This window comes from Rhodococcus sp. MSC1_016, assembly GCF_023667485.2.
Lineage (GTDB): Bacteria > Actinomycetota > Actinomycetes > Mycobacteriales > Mycobacteriaceae > Rhodococcus_F > Rhodococcus_F oxybenzonivorans.
On record NZ_JAMOZI020000002.1, the window covers coordinates 562,599 to 580,187 of the forward strand.

Genomic DNA, 17,589 nt, shown 5'->3' on the forward strand with positions numbered 1-17,589 from the left:
CGGGCGCCCCTGGCGTGTGGATCCAACCCAGTGCCAGGCGGCCATTCGGGCCTCCAGGCGGTGTTCATCGTCGCCATCAACGGCTTCGCGCTGGGCGGCAGGTCGACGCTCGTCAACAACTGCGAGCTGGCAGTGGCCGCTGAGGACGGCAACGATCGGCATTCCGGAGATGGCGCTCGGTGCCTGGCCCATCCCAGACGGGCCACGACTATGCCGAAGCAGGTGCTGCCGCCGAAAATGACCTTCCTGGCCCAGCGGATCGATGCTCCGCACTGGCAGCGCACATCGCCGGGTTCGACGCCGTGGCACCCGCCTGGGATAAGAAGGCCTACCAGCGGATTCAGGACCTCGACCCGGATGACGCGCAGAACTGCCCGGTCTATACGAGCGCCGTCATCGCCGCCGAGCAGGGAGCGTCGGGCTGGTCACGGCCTGGACCTCTTCACCGCCGGCCATCGAGCGTACCGACAGGAAGACTGAGCGGCTGCGAACGGGCTCAGGGGATGGTCGCTCTCCGATGTCGACCATCTCGCAGAGCAGTCCTCCACGTCGGCGGGTCCGGTTCCCGAAGAAGCAGTTGACGACAAATGGTCTACGGGATACCGTCATACAAACGTGACGGCCATCACCGCCCGTAAACATGAAAGGCAAGGACGATGAGTGATCTGACCAATGCGGTAGTCGTAGTGACCGGCGGTGCCACCGGTGTCGGTCTCGCGCTGGCGCGAGAGGCCGTCAACCGTGGCGCGAAGGTCATGCTCGCTGACATCGACGACGCCAAGGCCGCGGTTGACGAGCTCCGTGAGGCCGGCGGTGATGTCGCTTCCACCCTGGCCGACGTCTCGAGCGTCGAGGACGTGCGACGGCTGGCGAAGGAGACCGTCGACCGGTTCGGTGAGGTCAACGTGGTGTGCAACAACGCAGCCTTCGCTGTGCTGGGCTCACTGCAGGAGATTGACCCCGAGGACGCCAGCCGCTCGGTGCGAGTCAACGTCGAGGGTGGGGTCAACATCGTCCACGTTTTCGCGCCGTTGCTGCGCGACGCTGCAGCGGCCGGCCGGCCGGCGTACCTGCTCAACACCGGTTCCGAGCACTCGCTCGGAGTTCCCCCGCATGTCGCCCCGTTCAGTGTCTACACCATCACCAAGTTCGCGACCCTCGGTCTGACCCTCACAGCACACCGCGATCTGGAGCCCTGGGGCATCGGCGTTTCGATGCTGGCACCGGGATGGACGTTGACCGAGAATGTGCGCGCCTACGTGGAAGCTCACCCCGAGGCAGCGCAGGCGATCGTCCCCTTCGCCCAGGAGTCGTCGGTCGTCGCATCGAAGGCGTTCGACGGCCTACTCGCCGGCACACGTGTCATCGCGACGAACCCCTACAGTCGGGCGTTCGCTATGGAGCACGCCCGTGCCCTCATGATCGACGTGCAGGAACTGCCTGTCGTCGAAGCCCCTGGCGAGCACGCCCACGACGGCACCGGCGACGCCGAGTCATGCCCCTTTATGGGCGGCCGCTGACAGACGCCCCACGGCGCCGACACCCCCGCAAGTTTCGCAGCAAAGGAATGTGACGTTATGGGTCGTGTGGTTTTCATCCGCGCGGACGGAGTCAAGACGGACACCACCGCCGAGAATGGCCAGTCGCTGATGCAGGTGGCGCGCGCCAACCTGGTGCCGGGGATCGTGGCGGAGTGCGGTGGTGAGCTGTCGTGCGCAACCTGCCACGTGTTCGTGGACAAGCAGTGGGTCTCACTCCTGCCGCCGAAGTCGGAAGAAGAGGAGGACATGCTCGAGGTTGCCGCGGCAGAACCGACCGAGTGCAGCCGACTCTCGTGCCAGGTGAAGTTCTCGCCCGACCTCGACGGCATCGTGGTGACCGTCCCGGCCGTGCAGTAGAGGAGATCGAAGCATGGAACTGCCGGACATCGAATCCGCGGGTGCCGACGATCGGGTGGTGATCGTCGGAGGCGGCCAGGCTGGTGCCGAGTGCGCCGCAACCTTGCGAATGCTCGGCTTCGCAGGCCCGATCACGATCCTCTCCGAGGAGCCGACCCACCCCTACAGCAGACCGCCGCTGTCCAAGGGCTACTTGCTGGGCGACGTTACGTCGACCGATCTCTACATCCGCCCGCCGGCGACCTACGAGGACCAGCGGGTGGAGGTCAGGCTCGCGACGCGGGCGACTGCAATCGACCGCGACACGCAAACCGTCCGCACCGACGGGCCCGATGGTGTCGACGACGTGTCGTATGACTGGCTCGTCCTGGCGACGGGCGGTCGAGCGCGGCTGCTCCCGGATTCGGGCGCGCACGCCGCGTCCAACGTCCACACGCTTCGCCGGCTCGCCGACATCGACGAGATGCGTGCGCAGTTCACCCCTGGAGCCCGGCTCGCCGTCCTCGGCGGGGGGTACGTCGGACTCGAGGTGGCCGCGGTCGCCCGAAAGTCAGGTCTGGACGTGACCGTTGTCGAGGCGGGCCCGCGGGTCCTCGCACGGGTAACTCTGCCCCTAGTGAGCGACTTCTACGAACGAATTCACAAGGAGCACGGTGTCGACATCCGGACCTGTCGCTTCGTGGAATCGGTGGAGGTCGGCGCGGACGGCCGTGCGGTGGCCGTAAAACTGTCCGACGGGGTGACGCTGCCGATCGATTTGATCGTCGTCGGGATCGGCATGAAAGCGAACGACGAACTGGCTCACGACGCGGGGCTCGCAGTCGACGAAGGCGTGGTAGTCGACGAGTTCTGTCGCACGACGGACCCGCGCATCCTCGCTGTCGGCGACTGTACGAGGCACCCCTGTGCACAAAACGGCGGATTGCGGCGGGTCGAGTCCGTCCCCAACGCGCTGGAGCAGGCGAAGGTCGTCGCCGCCGCCCTCACCGGCAATGCGCGGCCCTACGACGCCATCCCATGGTTCTGGTCCGACCAGTACGACGTGAAGCTGCAGGTGGTGGGGCTTTGTCCGAGCCATGACGAGATCGTTGTCCGCGGAAGCGCGGACGAAGGCCGGAGCTTCAGCCTCTTCTACCTCAAGGACGGCGCCATCCGCGCCGCCGACGTTGTCAACAACCCTCGGGACTTCATGGTCGCGAAGAAGCTGGTGGCGATGCAGGCCGAGGTGGACACGTCGCGACTGGCCGATCCGGCCACGCCGCTGAGGGAACTTCTCGTGGACGCGACCGCAGAGGCACCCGGCAACGGGAGTCGCGATGGGTGACGTCCCCAATCTCGTGGTCGTCGAGATCACGCGATCGGTCGCGGGCGCGGCGTGCGGTCGGCTGTTCGCGGCGCTAGGCCACGACGTGACGTTGTGTGAGACGCGCGAAGGCCACGCGCTGCGACGCCGCTCGCTGACCTTTGCAGCGCTGGCTGCAGGCAAGCAGAGCGCCGTCCTCGAACCCCACCAGTGGTGCGAACGGCTCGCCTCCGCCGACGTCCTCGTGGTCGATTTGCTCCCGAGCGAGGCTAGGTCCCTCGGGCTCGACGCAGAGACGCTCACACGCCGATATCCGGCTCTGGTCACCGTCTCGATAACCACTTTCAACCCCCACGGATACCTCGGCGAGCTCGAGGGTGACAGTCTGCTCGCCGAGGCCGAGGGTGGCCTCGCCCACATGATCGGAGAGCCGGCGCGGCCTCCGCTGACCCTCGGCGGCGAGCAATCGGCGTACGCTGCTGCCTTCGTCGGTCTTTTCGGCGCCTCGCTCGCGCTGCGCCGACGCGCAACGAGTGGCGACGGGGACCTGATCGAAGTGACGATGAGCGACGTCGCGGCGTACATGGACTGGAAGAGCGACGTCACCTTCGACCTGACCGGGGTCGTGCCTCATCGCACCGGCGCCTCCCGGGGTGCGTGGCGCGTGGTCGAGGCCAAAGACGGCTGGGTCGGCGTGATCTTCCTGCCGGAGCAGTGGCCGGCAGTGGTGAAACTGCTAGGCGACGAGCGCTTGAGGGATCCCGAGCTGATCAACCCCGCCATCCGGCTGGAGCGGTCGGAGGAGCTATGGCTGATCATCGCGGACGCCATCCGTCAGCGCGAGGCCCACGAGGTCTTTGTCTCCGCACAGAATCTCGGACTGCCCTTCGGCTACGCGGCGGCTGCCGCGGACCTGATCGACTCCGAACAGTTCCATGAGAGAGGCTTCATCCTGCCCTGCGACCAGCGGCGTCCCGACGCTCCGGTAGTTTCCTTCCCGCTTCCTGGGCAACGGACCGAGGGAGTCGAACCCGCGCCGCAGTTGGATGAGCAAGGGGCCCTGGCGCCGCGTACCTCCTCGAGTGGCGGGAACAGATCGGGCATGGTCTCAGGTGCCCCGCTCGATGGTGTGGTCGTGCTCGACTTCGGGACGATCACCGCGGGCGCGGCGACGACCCGCCTCCTCGCCGACTACGGCGCGACAGTCATCAAAATCGAGTCCGAAGAACGCCCAGATCGTTTCCGCCGGTGGGTCATGCCTGGATCGGACACCTCGGAGAGGCCCGAATCCTCGCCGATGTTCCGCTCGAACAACGCCGGGAAGACGGGGATCTGCATAGACCTCAAGAGCACGGCAGGACGAGCGGCGGTGCACGAGCTCATTCGACGCGCCGATATTCTCGTCGAGAACTTCCGGGCGGGCGTGACGGAACGCTTGGGGATCGATCCGGCAACGGCGCGTGAATTAAATCCTGACCTCGTCTACGTCTCATTGTCCAGTCAGGGCAGCGCGGGCCCGGAGTCGGGCTATGCCTCTTACGGTTCGACTCTCGACCTCCTCTCCGGTCTGGCCAGCGCGACCGGCTACACCGACTCGAGCCCGCTGTGGTCATCGGGTGATGTCAACTACCCGGATCAGGTCGTCGCCCTCGCCGGGGCAGCGTTCGCTGCCCACGCAGTGGCGACCCGTCGCCCAGGAGCATGGCTGGACATCTCCCAGCGGGAGCTCGTCGCGTGGACCCTCTCCGACCAGCTCGCCGCCTTCGTCTGGGACGAGGTGCCGATGGAGCGAACCGGCAACCGCCGATCGCACGCGACGCCCCACGACGTCTATCCGGCAGCGAACGGCGAGTGGGTCGCGATCGCCTGCGCGACCAGCGAGCACCGCCGCGCGCTGGCCCAGGTCGTGCCGGGCATCCTCGGCGAGGCCGACGACACCTGGTGGTGGGCCCAGCAAGACGTCGTCGACCAATTGATCACAGACTGGTCGTCGTCACAGAGCCGCCAGGAGGCGGCGGCCGAACTGCGCGCCGCGGGGGTCCCAGCGGTGGCGGTCAACACGGCAGCCGACCGCGCCCAGCAGCCCCATCGCGAGCAGCGCGGCCTGGTATTGAGAAGTACCGAGGGCGAATGGCTCAAGGGTTTTCCGATGGTGATGCGCCGGTTCACCCCTACGGCACCGGGTCCTGCCCCGCAGCTGGACACGGACATCTCAGGCACATCCGACCCGCGCTTCCGGCAGGTCATTCGGCTGATCGACACCTATTCACCCGAAACGAATCTCTGCGAAGGACGCGCATGACACTGCCCAAGACCATGAAGCGGTGGGTTTATTCGCAACCCATGATCAACAGCAAGGTGACACCGGAACAGTTTGCGCTGGTGGAGACGCCAATGCCGCAACCAGCCGAAGGCGAAGCTCTGGTGCAGGTGAAGGTCATGGGAATTCACCCACGGGTCCGGATCAGCATGGCCCCCGGGGGAACCCTCCAACTCGGCCAGTCCGAGACTGACTTTGCCTGTGCAGTGGTGGTGCAATCCCGCAATCCGCTCCTGCAGGAGGGTGACGTTATTGCATGTCAAACCGGATGGCAGGACTACGCGCTCGTGAGTAGCGCGTCAGGCCCGGTGGGCTATGCGCCCCCTTCAGCAGCGGTCAAGGAGTTGAACGGCACCAACTCACAATGGACATACGTGTACCGGCCGTGGCTCGTCACGCAATTTCCAGCGGAGGACCTCATTGGTCTGATGGGTACTACCGGACTGACCGCCTACTTCGGTATGCGGGAGGTCGGGCCACTGATGCCAGGGGACGCCGTGGCAGCCGCCGCAGTGACCGGCGCGACCGGTTCGATCAGTGCACAGCTCGCCAAGGCCGCAGGATGCTACGTGGTGGGATTCGCCGGAGGCTCGGACAAGTGCAGATGGGCGGTCGAGGAGCTAGGCCTCGACCACTGCATCGACTACCGATCGCCTGACCTCGGTGAACAGGTTCGGCAGGCCTTCCCCGATGGCGTCGACGTCTTCTCCGACGGCGTAGGTGGGCCCGTCACCGATGAAGTCTTCAAGGTGATGAATCGATACGGACGGGTACTTTCGTATGGATTCTCACACGACATCTACGCTGACGAGGTCACCGCCAGACCGAAACGGTCCCCGAGTGTCAGTCCCGAGATCTACCGGGCTCGGCTACGACGCACCTTCGGCATCACGGATGATCTCGAACGCATAGTGCAGGAAAGGCAACTGAAGGTCGAGGCGTGGATCGTCAGCGACTACTATTACGAGCGCCTACAGGCAGAGAACGACCTCGCTCGCCTGGTCGACACCGGGCGCCTCACGCCGGTAAACACCGTGTTCGAGGGATTCGACAACCTTCCCGAGGCGATCACATCGATGTTCACCGGGTCGCGCTACGGAAAGTTGTCGGTGCGCTTCTCCTGATGCCAGCGTTGTACTTTCGAACACTCCCGACCAAGCGGCTGCGTGATCACGCGCTGAAGTGTCCGCGCGAGCGTGCGGCAATCTAGCCACGCCTGGTAGGCGTCCAATTGCCGATCCCCACCGATGGATCGATCAGGTGCGCTGTATGCGGTGATGATGGAGGCGTGCGTACACGGAGTTTCCACCCGCAGCGTGGACGACCTGGTAGCCGCTCTGGGAATCGATTCGGGACACCTTTAAGTCCGAGGTGTCGCGGATCGCTCGACAGGAGCTACCTGCATGTGAGCGATACCTCCTCGCAGGTGATCTCGATTGCGGTCGTGGTCGCCGTGGGGATCACCGCCGAGGGTGCACTGAGGGTCTGCCCCCGCACGCGGGTGGACTCCTTGGCGGTGACGATCCGATTGATGTGGCCGATACCGTGTGCAGCAAAGAACACCCGGGCTCGATGCATGAATGTGATTGCCGCGTGGGCTTTTTTATCGGTCAAAGCCCTCGGTGTAGGCATGGCGGGAACCCGTCGACGGCGGAGCTGCACGCTCCTGTGGATGTGCACGCCGGACCCGCTGGACAGAAGCTACCGAACGCGCGGCAGTGCTGGCCAGCCCGACTGGCGCATACCGAACGGCGCATACCGAACGGCGCATTCCGAACGGCGCGGGACCGTAGCATCCCGAAGATCCTGGATTTGCCCATCGACGCGTGGATCAACAAACCGGCCGAGATGGAGCAGGCAGAGCACGCCGCGGCATAACCCCCGTTGGACTCAAATACCTCGAAAAAGTCGGCTTCGAGGATGACGGTTAATGAGGTTGAATCCCGTCGGGGACCGTATGAGGCATACCGGATCTCGCCGATCGTGGACGCCGTTCGCCACCCCTCAGGGCACTACCACTGTCAGCATATCGACAACGCATGCCGGCTTGTCGCCACCGTCTCGATCGATCGTCACGCGGGTCGTGACTTGGTAGCCCATTGCGTTCGGCTTGACCATCGTCAGCTCGACGCCCGCGCGGATACGGGAGCCTACTGGCACTGGCGACGGGAAGCGCAGCCTGTCTGCGCCGTAATTGATTCCCATCTGGACGCCGCTGATGTCGTAAACCTGCCCAACAAGCATCGGCACCAGGCTCATGGTGAGGTATCCATGGGCGATGGTTAAGCCGAACGGCCCGTGGACTGCCTTCTCTGGGTCGACGTGAATCCATTGATGGTCCCCGGTGACCTGGGCGAAGGCGTTGATCTGGTCCTGATTGATCGTGTGCCAGTCCGAGTAGCCGAGGTGGGTATTCACGGCCATCTCGAGTTCAGCGACGCCATGGAAGACCTTCATGCCTGCGGTCCTCCAGCGACGTAGAGCACCTGACCGGAGATGAACCCGGCTCCCTGGCTGGCGAAGAACGAGACGGCGTGCGCGATGTCAGCGGGGAGACCGCCGCGGCCGACCGGAATGTCTTTGACGATCGCGGCCTTGAAGTCCGCGAAGGAGTAGCCCAGCCGGTCGGCGGTGGCCATGGTCATATCGGTTTCGATGAATCCAGGAGCAATCGCGTTGGCGGTGACGCCGAACTTTCCCATTTCGAGCGCGAGAGTCTTGGTAAAGCCCTGCACACCAGCCTTGGCGGCGGAGTAGTTCGCCTGGCCGCGGTTGCCTAGGGCAGAGGTGCTCGACAGGTTGACGATTCGACCCCATCCGGCCGCGGTCATGTAACCCTGGACCGCGCGCGTCATCAGGAACGCTCCGCGCAAGTGCACGTTCAATACCGCGTCCCACTCCTCGGCGGTCATCTTGAACAGTAGATTATCTCGGATAATGCCGGCGTTGTTGACCAGCACGGTCGGTTCGCCGAGTTCGTCGGCGATTCGCTCGACGGCAGTATGGACGGCGGCCTCGTCTGTGACGTCGACGCCGACCGCCGTCCCGCCCCCGCCCGTCGTCTCGATCTCACCGACAACTTTCCTGCAGGCGACCTCGTCGACGTCAAGGACCGCGACCGCGAAGCCGTCGGAGGCGAGGCGCTTGGCGACACCGGCGCCGATTCCGCGCCCGGCTCCCGTCACGACGGCGGTCCGGGTCGGGGTGTGAGAAGTCATGTGTTGGCTCCGGTCGAGTAATGGTGAGATCTGAAAACTGTTGGAGGCGAGGGGGTCTGGAGTAATAGCGATCTGGCCAGTCCATCGTTTGGAAAACGGATCATGAGAGAGGCAAGCGTCTTCGCTGAAGAGCGCGCTGGCCGTCTGGCCATGAGCCCTTGAGATATTCTTTCTGTATGACGGTATTCAGCATACGGTATGCTGATCATCACGATCTTGAGAGGTTCACCATGAGCAAGACCTGGTTCATTACCGGGGCAGGCCGCGGCTTCGGCAAGGAGTTCGCCCGCACAGCCCTGGGTCGCGGCGGCAACGTTGCGGCGACCGCCCGCAACACATCCGCCCTCGACGACCTGGTGCAGAGGTTCGGCGAAGCAGTCCTTCCCTTGCAGCTGGACGTCACCGACCGCGACGCCGCATTCGCCGCGGTGAAAGCTGCGCACGAGAAGTTCGGTCACCTCGACGTCGTCGTGAACAATGCCGGCTACGGCCTGTTCGGCATGGTCGAGGAGATCACCGAGCAGCAGCTGCGCAACCAGCTCGAGGTCAACCTGTTCGGCGTGCTCCACGTCACGCAGGCCGTCCTGCCGATCATGCGCGCGCAGGGTTCCGGACACATCATCCAGATCTCCACGATCGGTGGCATCGGAGCCTTTCCCAACCTCGGTGGCTACCATGCATCGAAGTGGGCCCTGGAGGGCATGAGCGAATCGCTCGCGCAGGAAGTTGCAAGCTTCGGCATCAATGTGACTCTCATCGAACCGGGCGGCTACAGCACGGACTGGGCAGGCAGCAGCGCCACCCACGCGGACGAGATCGCCGACTACAAACCGTTCCGCGACATCGTGAACGAGCAGATGGCGCAGAACATGTCTCCGGAGATGATCGGCGACCCCGTGGCCGCGGGGCACGCGATCCTGAGGATCGTTGACGCCGAGCAGCCTCCGCTGCGCGTGCTGTACGGCACGCTCGCGACGCAGATGGTGCCCGGGATCTACCAGCAGCGCCTCGACGAGTGGGAGCAGTGGAAGCCAGTCTCCCTCGAGGCCAACGGTCACTTGACCTGCATGCTCGACGACGGGGCCGCGCGGTGAACTTGCGCGGCTCCGTCGCTCTGCGCCACACAATTTTGCCGGTGACAGCAGAGATATTCGAACAGGACCACCCTCGCGCTTACCGGAGCGGGCCGCGGGTGGCGTCGTCGGTCGACGCTTCGGACAGGAGGGCTGCATCGCCCTTCTATCCCGGCGCAACCGCACAATGCTCAACGATCCTGCCGTGGCCACGCGTCGATCGTGGCTGCGCTCGAGGCCGCGAGCGCGTCTCGGTGTGATCGAAAACTGCACTGCAGCCCGATCCCATAGCAGGAGTCCCTGTGCCCTGTGCCCTGTGCCCTGTTCCCTGTGCTCGGGCTGATCGACGGTGCGGAGGCGGCCTTCGTTCCTGGAACACGGTCCGTGACCGTTGCCACACCGCGTAGTCGCCGATGTTGCTGTCGCCCGAGCTGGCTGATGCAGGTCCCTCGCAGTGCTCGAGGCGTAGCCAACCCCGGTCCGGACTTCGTCGACCTCTGGTCGAGCACCCCGTCGGGTGAACCTCGTACCAGGTATGAGCAGCGTGAGTCGTGCTGGGCGACGGTCGCCGGCGACACTTTCCCACACCAGTCGGGTCAACGAAGTCAGGCCTACCTGCCCACTGTGGGGGCGAGCGCCTCACGCTGGGAGACGACAGGAAGCCGTACCTGTCCGCTGTGCTTTCAGCGGTCGTCGCGGGCGGGGCCGGCCCACCGAGGGACCGAAGAGCCCGGGAGCTCGGCGGGACGGTCCCAGAACAGCGGCACGTCGTCGATGTCGACCGGGGGAGCGAGCCGCCGAGTCGGCCGGACTCCCATCCCGTGCACGGTATCTGTCAGTCGTGCCTCGGAGTCGGGGAGTCGGAACGACGTGTCGGCGGGCTCACCAGCATGGTCGACAAGGAGTTTGGCTGTTCTCGCGAGCGACATCCGTGTGATGGAGCCCATGCCGGTCTCGTGACGTCGCTGGAGCCCCACGATGGCAGCGGCAGCCAGCTGGTAGCCGGTGGCGAAGTCGAGGGACTCCACAGGCAGGTGGCGGGGTCGACTGGCATCGACCAGTCGGCCGATCGCGTTGATCGGCGTGCGATTGTCTGGATCCTCATTCGCCCAGCGAGTAATCTCATGCGCAATTCCCGTAGAGAATTGGACCAGGGTGTCGAAGCCCCGGCGGTAACGCCACGGCCCGGTCCATCCGTAAGCGTTGAGGGTGACGTCGACCAGGCCCGGTCGGAGCTGCGCCCTGGTGTCCGCATCCAGCCCGAGGCCATCGAGAGCACGGGGATGGTAGCCGTGGAGCAACACGTCTGCGCCTGCCAGCAGCTCGCGCAGCTGCGCCCGACCGTCGGGAGTTCGAGCGTCCAGCATGGCCCATCGCTTGCCCAGGCCGAGGTCGTGGACGCCGAGCAGGGTGGCCTCCGCGCTGTCGGGTGCGTCGATGCGCAGTACCTCTGCCCCGAGCAGAGCGAGGAATCGCGTTGCCATCGGCGCGGCGACGACCTTCGTCATATCGAGGACCCGGATGCCGAGAAGCGGCCGCCCGAGGGTCGGCGTCCACCCGCTAGGACCGGCAAGAGTGTCGGTGATCGCGACGAGTGGCTCGCCCGCTACCGCGATTCCCTGGGGATGCTGCTTCCACTCGTCCAACGACCTGGCGATCGCGGCGGCCGCCCCGGCGGAGACGAGTTGTTCCTCAGCGTCCTCTGCCGTCAGCCGGCCGATCGCCGACTCCACATCGGCGGGGCTGGCTGGCTCCGACAGCCCAAGGGCGCGCACCATGCGAGCGCGGAGGTTGGGATAGCTGGAATTCACGCGTAACCAGCCGCCGTCGGCCGTCTCGAATTCCGTCATCCACGCCTTGTGGTCGTCGCCCCGAATGCTGTTCAGGTGACCGTTGATCCCGTGCTGCTGTGGGACGTCGAGGAATCTTGTTGGTGCGAGCGGGAAGTCGAACCATGTGGCCGCTTGACGACGATCCACGCTCACCGTGTGCTCGCGGTCTCCCATGACGTCCAGGAGGGAGGACACTGCCGCTCCTGCAGTGGCGAACGCCGCTGCCGCCATATCCATCACGGGGAACGGGCAGGACATGTCGCCGGTGCCCGTGAATGTCACCCTGGACAGGACCTCGGGCTGTCCCTTCAGGGCGGCCCACATCGCGGCGGTCAGGGCCGCAGCTGCGGTCGTTGCTCCGCGCTCGCCCTTCGTCGTGGTCTGGTCAGTGGTAGCGGTCTGCATGAGCGTCCTCTCTGGCCGGCGTGGTTCCGGGGGTTTTTGGGCCGGTTCGTCGTCGGTATCTGGCCGGTCGTGTTAGCGCTCGACCATTGCGAGCATGGGGTGGCGCGCCGGGTCGAGGTGGTCGGGGCGCGCCACGCCCTGTTGAGGACGCCGTCGTCAGGGCCGTCGGACGGGCAGTGCACGCAGCTGGTTGATGAAGTTGGAGTAGCCGCGCTTCGGCTCACCGGCGAGCTCGTAGCGGATGTTGCGCTTCGCCAGCTCGTCCCAGAGGATCTGGAGCTCGAGCTTGGCGAGGTGCGATCCGATGCAGCGGTGCGCGCCGGCACCGAAGACGAGGTTTTCCTTCTCGGGCCGCCAGGGGTTGAAGCGGTCGGGCTCGGAGAACTTCGTCGTGTCGCGGTTCGCTGCCACGTAGTAGAGCACCATGACCTGACCCTCGAGGATCTTCTGGCCGTGGAAGTCAAGGTCGCGGGTGGCGGTGCGCGCCATCTGCATCGGGGGGCTGATCAGGCGCAGGTACTCCTCGACCGCCAGCATCGTTTCGCCCTGCGCGATGGCCTTGTCGGTGGCCTCGCGGATCTCGGGGTCCTCGAGGTACATGCGCATCGACTGCCCGATGGTGGTCTGCGTGGTCTCGTAGCCGGCGGCCAGCATGACGAACATCCACTGGAGGTACTCGTCCTGGTTGATCTCGCCGCGCTCGACGCAGCGAGCCAGCTCGGTGAACATGTCGTCGGCCGGGTTGGCCAGCTTGACCTTCTGGATCTTGGCGGCGTAGTCGGTGATCTGCATCATCAGCGGGATGATCCGCTCGCCGACGCCCTCGCCCTCCTCGAGGTTTTCCGTCATTTGTCCGGCGTCGATGTAGTCCTGGATGAGCTGCACGAGGTAGGCGCGGTCTTCCTTGGGCGCGCCGAGTACCCGGGCGATGACAAATGCCGGGATGGTGCGGCCGTATTCCTCGATGAAGTCGAACTCGGTCTTGCCCTCGAGGCCCTCGATGATCTCGATGACCACGTCGCGGACCCAGGGCTCGAAGTTGGCGACGATGCGGGGTGCGAAGCCCTTGGCGGTGGCACGCCGGAGATAGTTGTGACGTGGCGGATCGACGCACATCACGTTGTCCTTGGCCGGGTGGTCCTTCGGCAGGTTCGTGTAGGGGAACGGACTGCCGTTGGTGGCAGTGAACGAGGCGGGATCGCGCTCGATTTCCACGATCTCGTCGTAGCGGGTGACGGCCCAGTAGCCGCCGTGGGAATTGGCGATGGGCGTCGCCACCCAGTGCAGGCCAGGACGGTTCCGTATCTCGGCGAAGGCGGCATGCGGAACGGCACCGGTGAAGGTCGCCGGATCGCTGAGGTCGGGGATGACTAGATCGCTCGAATGGTCGTTGGTCAGAGTCACGGCTGCTCCTCTTTCGCTGTGAGCGTGCTCACATGGGATTTTGTAGTATTGGACTACGTAATACAAAGGATGTCAACCGCCTGCCGGCAGTGGTCCGGCTGAGGGCGGGCGTCGCGCCTCCGTCGACGTGCGACCTCTGGCGGGAGGTAGGGAGCTTCGTCGCTAGCTCGAAAAGGCCACCGCGGCTGCGACTTCCTCCGAGTGACCGACGGCCGGAAGTCTCATCGGCGATCCGCGCATCGTGCGTGTCCGGCCAGTCTGCATTTGGTATGACGAGACTACGGTAGGGTGATGTGTCCCTCACGGCTCGCCGACGGCGCCCGTCGTTAGCCCCGTAGGTGGCTGGTTCCCCGTATGATGTGCATGGTCATACGAAGACCAAGGAGATGGTGATGAGTGAGTACTCGCTACTGGTGGAGCGACCGGAGCGACTCCTGCGCGACCGCGTCACGGATGTGGTTCGCGAAGCCATCACCCGCGGTGATCTGGAGCCCGGACGTCGGCTGACGGAGCGGGAGCTCGTCGAGTTGACCGGCGTGAGCCGGACGTCGTTGCGTGAGGCGCTGAGGATTTTGCAGACGGAGGGCCTGGTCGAACGATCGGGCGCCCGGGGACTGCAGGTGGCAGTCCTCACCGCGGACGTGGTGAACGAGCTGTACGACGTTCGAGCACCTTTGGAGGCGGCGGCGGTCGAGCTGTTCGTCCGCAACGCGACCGATGAGCAGGTCGCCAAGCTCCTCGCCATCATGAGGCCGCAGGAGTTCGACGACGTCACCGACCAGCTCGCAGGAACCCGGCGCTTCTACGACGTGCTGCTCGACGGGGCTGGGAACTCGATCCTGCAGCAAATGTTCGGCTCGATCGAAGCCCGCATCCACGCGCTTCGGCGCCTGTCGTTGCGCATCGGCGGCCGGGCCGAGGCCAGCCGTCGGGAGCTCGTCGGGATCGTGGATCTCATCGAACAGCGAGACGGCCACGGAGCCGCGGCATTGGCTCGCGCCCATGTCGAGGCGGCCAAGGCTGCGGCGCTCGCCGCCCTGGATGGCCAGGCACCCGCCCGACGCTGAAACGGGAAGTCCGACACCGTCGGGTCGGATGCACCCGAACCGGACAAGACGAACGGCGACTCACCCCCGTTCGGTGGGGTGAGTCGCCGTCGGCCGTCGAGGGCTTCAGGTTTCAGGCGTGTCCCTCGCCGCCGAACAGCCGTCCCAGCTCGGCGAACATTGGCGCGGTGTGCTCGCCGATCTTTCCGGTCGACGCCACCTGCATCGAGTCAGCGGACAGATGAATGGTGCGTGATTCGATCAACCAGCGGCCGTCGACCTTGACGTAGACGTCCTCGTACCAGCCGTGCGTGTTGGAGTAGATCTCCTCGGGCCGCAGCAGGAACACGTTCAGCTCGACCTTGCCGGTCGCGCGGTCGCCATCGAGGTCGACCACGTGGTTGCTCTGCATGTGATGCGCGCCGGGCGCGTTGTCGCGCACCGCCGTGACCAACTGGACGAGCTGGTCACGGCCTCGCACGACGACATCCGTGCCCGCGATCACCCATGTGCCGTCGGGAGTGAACAGATCAGCGAAGGACTCGTTCGGTCCGTAGTCGCCGAAGAAGGCATATCGGGCGATGAGGTCCTGGATGAGCGCGCGATCGGTCACCTCCTGGAGCAGCCGGGCGTCAACCTCGATCGATTGCTCGGTCATGTGCAACGTCCTTTCTGACAGCGTTTGCTGCCTTCCTTTTTGTGAGGCTCGCCACATCATACCGTATGTCGTCATACAAACTACAAGTGCGGACTCGGCTTGTGGGATCACGGTGGAAGTGGGGTGTCACCTACTCGCGCGACGGTCAGCCGTCGAGGCGCTCGATGATCGTCGCGTTTGCCATGCCGCCGCCCTCGCACATGGTCTGCAGGCCGTATCGGCCCCCGGTCTGCTCGAGGTGGTTGACCAAGGTGGCCAGCAGCTTGGTCCCTGAGCCGCCGAGAGGATGCCCGAGGGCGATGGCGCCGCCTCGGGGGTTGACCCGAGTCAGATCGGCGCCGACCTCGCGCGCCCAGGCCAGCGGCACGGAAGCGAAGGCCTCATTCACCTCGAAGGCATCGATGTCGGAGATCGTCATTCCGGTGCGCTCGAGGATCCGCTGCGTTGCCGGGATGGGGCCGGTGAGCATCAGGAGCGGGTCGCTGCCGACGACGGAGAAGGCGTGGAAGCGTGCCCGTGGCCGGAGTCCGAGGGCATCGGCCTTGTCGCGGCTCATGATTAGGGCGGCGGAGGCGCCGTCGGTCAGGGGAGAGGAGTTCCCTGGTGTGATGGACCAGGTCACCTCGGGGAACCGTGTGGTGAACTCGTCGGTCTGGAACGATGGCCGCAACCCGGAGAGGCCCTTCGCGGTGGTACCGGCGCGGATGGTCTCGTCCACGAGGTGCCGGCCCGGCTTGCCGTCAGGCTCGATGACGTCGACTGGGACGATTTCGGAGTCGAAGGCGCCATCCGCGGCAGCCTTGGCGGCCCGCTCGTGCGACATTGCGGCGTACTCGTCGAGCTCGCTGCGCGAGAGTCCCCACCGTGCTGCAATCAGCTCGGCGCCCACGCCCTGGTTGGCCTGGCCCGCCGGGTACCTGGCCGACAAGGGGTCGAACGGGTTCCCGTCGGCCTGGCTCGATCCGAGGGGGATGCGGCTCATCGACTCGACGCCACAGGCGACGACGACGTCGTTGACGCCGGCCATGATCGACTGGGCCGCGAAGTGAGCGGCCTGCTGGCTGGAGCCGCACTGACGGTCGATGCTCGTCGCCGGCACCGACTCCGGGAACCCGGCAACCAGCGTGGCCGTGCGGGCAATGTTGTAGCCCTGGTCGCCTATCTGGGACACGCACCCGGCGATGACGTCATCGACGACTGCGGGGTCGATCTGCGTGCGCTCGACGAGCGCACGCAGCGTCGTCGCCAGGAGATCAGCGGGGTGGACACCGGACAGCGCACCTCCGGGCTTGCCACGGCCGGTGGCGGTGCGGATGACGTCGATGATGACGGCTTCGGTCATGAGAGTTCTCCTGCAGATGGGGAAGGGTTGTTCGGACGACTCAGTGAATGAGCTGAATCGCTTGGTTGAAGAGCCGGACGGTCCGGGCATGCATCCAGTCGCCGAGAGCTCTCGGAGCCCTTCCGTCGAGCGAGCGCGCGTAGGTGCCCTCGAGGAGGATGCCGAGCTTGAAGCACGCCAGGACCCGATACCAGTCGAGGTTCGTCAGGTCTCGAGTCGACAGGCGGGCATAGTGCTCGATGAGCTCGTCCGTCGTCGCCAGCTCGCCGGCCGCTGCGAGCTTGCTGCCACTGAGGTCCGTGCCGTCGGGCTGCTGCCACGTCGCGAGGAGCCAGCCCAGGTCGAGCAGCGGATCCCCCAGCGTGCACATCTCCCAGTCGACGATCGCAGCGATCCCCGGACCGTCGGGTGCGATCATCACATTCCCGAGATGAAAGTCGCCGTGCATGAGTCCCGGCTCGTTGGTCATGGGCTGGTGAGCACGCAGCCAACTCGCGACCTCCTCGAGGCCGGGGATGTCACGCACGTAGCCCTCGACGGACTCGTAGCGGTTCACCTCACGCAGCCACTGGTCGACCTGCCGCTCCAGGAAGCCGTCCGGGCGTCCCAGGTGGCCGAGTCCGACCGCTTCTGGGTCCACCTCGCCGAGGGGCACCAAGGCCTCGACCAGTTCGAAGCCGATCTGGCGGCGCACCGCTGGGCTCTCGCGATGAAAATCGCTGACCTCGATGAAGGCGTTCACGCCCTCGATGGGTTCCATGAGATAGAACACCGAATCGCCGAGGATGCTCACATCGGTGCAGCTGGCGACGAGGCGTGGGTGCGGCACCTCGGTGCGCGCTAACGCTTCGAGGATCTCGATCTCTCGTGTCAGGGCCGCGTTCGTGGTGTCCCGCAGGTGGCGAGGACCGCGCCTCATCACGTAGGACCGGTCATCAGTGGTGAACCGGATCATCACGTTCTGCGTCCCGCCACCGACGGGTGCGGCGGCGCGCAGATCGCCGGGGGCGAGTCCTTCTCGCTCCATCCAGCCGAGGACCCGCGCGAGGTCCTGCCGGCTCTCGGGGGACAGGTCGGCTCCACCGTCGAG

14 protein-coding genes and 1 pseudogene are annotated in these 17,589 nt (G+C 65.6%); 7 read left to right on the forward strand and 8 right to left on the reverse strand.

Going from position 1 to position 17,589, the window contains the following annotated elements; all coding sequences use genetic code 11:
- Positions 1-656 precede the first annotated feature (656 nt).
- Genes L1080_RS34900 through L1080_RS34920 form a run of 5 tightly spaced genes read left to right on the forward strand, consistent with a single transcriptional unit; the run spans position 657 to position 6,645 of the window.
- A complete protein-coding gene (locus L1080_RS34900) occupies positions 657-1,520 on the forward strand; it encodes an SDR family NAD(P)-dependent oxidoreductase (protein ID WP_250774475.1) in 864 nt (287 codons plus the stop codon).
- 57 nt (positions 1,521-1,577) lie between these two features.
- Entirely contained in the window at positions 1,578-1,898 is a 321-nt protein-coding gene (locus tag L1080_RS34905; protein ID WP_250774477.1) for a 2Fe-2S iron-sulfur cluster-binding protein, read from the forward strand.
- Between the two features lie 13 nt (positions 1,899-1,911).
- Entirely contained in the window at positions 1,912-3,222 is a 1,311-nt protein-coding gene (locus tag L1080_RS34910; RefSeq protein ID WP_250774479.1) for an NAD(P)/FAD-dependent oxidoreductase, read from the forward strand.
- Positions 3,215-5,503: a CaiB/BaiF CoA-transferase family protein gene (locus L1080_RS34915; protein ID WP_250774481.1), complete on the forward strand. Its 2,289-nt coding sequence runs from the start codon at positions 3,215-3,217 to the stop codon at positions 5,501-5,503. Before L1080_RS34910 ends, L1080_RS34915 begins: the two co-directional genes overlap by 8 nt.
- Positions 5,500-6,645, forward strand: a complete 1,146-nt coding sequence (locus L1080_RS34920) for an MDR family NADP-dependent oxidoreductase (protein WP_250774483.1) — start codon at positions 5,500-5,502, stop codon at positions 6,643-6,645. The genes L1080_RS34915 and L1080_RS34920 overlap by 4 nt, the downstream gene beginning before the upstream one ends.
- Before the next feature lie 391 nt (positions 6,646-7,036).
- Here the strand turns inward: L1080_RS34920 and L1080_RS34925 are convergent.
- From L1080_RS34925 to fabG, 3 genes and pseudogenes are all read right to left on the reverse strand, one after another.
- Positions 7,037-7,176 (reverse strand): annotated as a pseudogene (locus L1080_RS34925) (IS481 family transposase); the annotation flags it as partial.
- Between the two features lie 349 nt (positions 7,177-7,525).
- Entirely contained in the window at positions 7,526-7,978 is a 453-nt protein-coding gene (locus tag L1080_RS34930; RefSeq protein ID WP_250774492.1) for a MaoC family dehydratase, read from the reverse strand.
- The gene (gene fabG, locus L1080_RS34935; RefSeq protein ID WP_250774494.1) at positions 7,975-8,739 is read right to left on the reverse strand and encodes a 3-oxoacyl-ACP reductase FabG; all 765 of its coding nucleotides are present in this window, start codon (positions 8,737-8,739) and stop codon (positions 7,975-7,977) included. The genes L1080_RS34930 and fabG overlap by 4 nt, the downstream gene beginning before the upstream one ends.
- A gap of 230 nt (positions 8,740-8,969) precedes the next feature.
- Between fabG and L1080_RS34940 the strand changes: the two genes are divergently transcribed.
- Positions 8,970-9,833, forward strand: a complete 864-nt coding sequence (locus tag L1080_RS34940) for an SDR family oxidoreductase (protein WP_250774496.1) — start codon at positions 8,970-8,972, stop codon at positions 9,831-9,833.
- Between the two features lie 662 nt (positions 9,834-10,495).
- Here L1080_RS34940 and L1080_RS34945 read toward each other — a convergent pair.
- Positions 10,496-12,049, reverse strand: a complete 1,554-nt coding sequence (locus L1080_RS34945; RefSeq protein ID WP_250774498.1) for a CoA transferase — start codon at positions 12,047-12,049, stop codon at positions 10,496-10,498.
- A gap of 156 nt (positions 12,050-12,205) precedes the next feature.
- Complete coding sequence (locus tag L1080_RS34950) at positions 12,206-13,453, reverse strand: cytochrome P450 (protein WP_250774507.1); 1,248 nt, start codon at positions 13,451-13,453, stop codon at positions 12,206-12,208.
- A gap of 392 nt (positions 13,454-13,845) precedes the next feature.
- On the opposite strand from L1080_RS34950, the gene L1080_RS34955 reads away from it, so the two are divergent.
- Entirely contained in the window at positions 13,846-14,520 is a 675-nt protein-coding gene (locus tag L1080_RS34955; RefSeq protein WP_250774514.1) for a GntR family transcriptional regulator, read from the forward strand.
- Between the two features lie 112 nt (positions 14,521-14,632).
- Here the strand turns inward: L1080_RS34955 and L1080_RS34960 are convergent, their stop codons facing one another.
- The 3 genes from L1080_RS34960 to L1080_RS34970 form a co-directional block, all read right to left on the reverse strand.
- Positions 14,633-15,157 carry a nuclear transport factor 2 family protein gene (locus tag L1080_RS34960; protein WP_250774516.1) on the reverse strand — a complete coding sequence of 175 codons (525 nt, stop codon included), beginning with the start codon at positions 15,155-15,157 and terminating at the stop codon, positions 14,633-14,635.
- Positions 15,158-15,302: 145 nt separating this feature from the next.
- The gene (locus L1080_RS34965; RefSeq protein WP_250774518.1) at positions 15,303-16,499 is read right to left on the reverse strand and encodes a thiolase family protein; all 1,197 of its coding nucleotides are present in this window, start codon (positions 16,497-16,499) and stop codon (positions 15,303-15,305) included.
- A 40-nt stretch (positions 16,500-16,539) separates the two neighbouring features.
- Complete coding sequence (locus L1080_RS34970; protein ID WP_284708559.1) at positions 16,540-17,526, reverse strand: phosphotransferase family protein; 987 nt, start codon at positions 17,524-17,526, stop codon at positions 16,540-16,542.
- Positions 17,527-17,589: the final 63 nt, after the last annotated feature.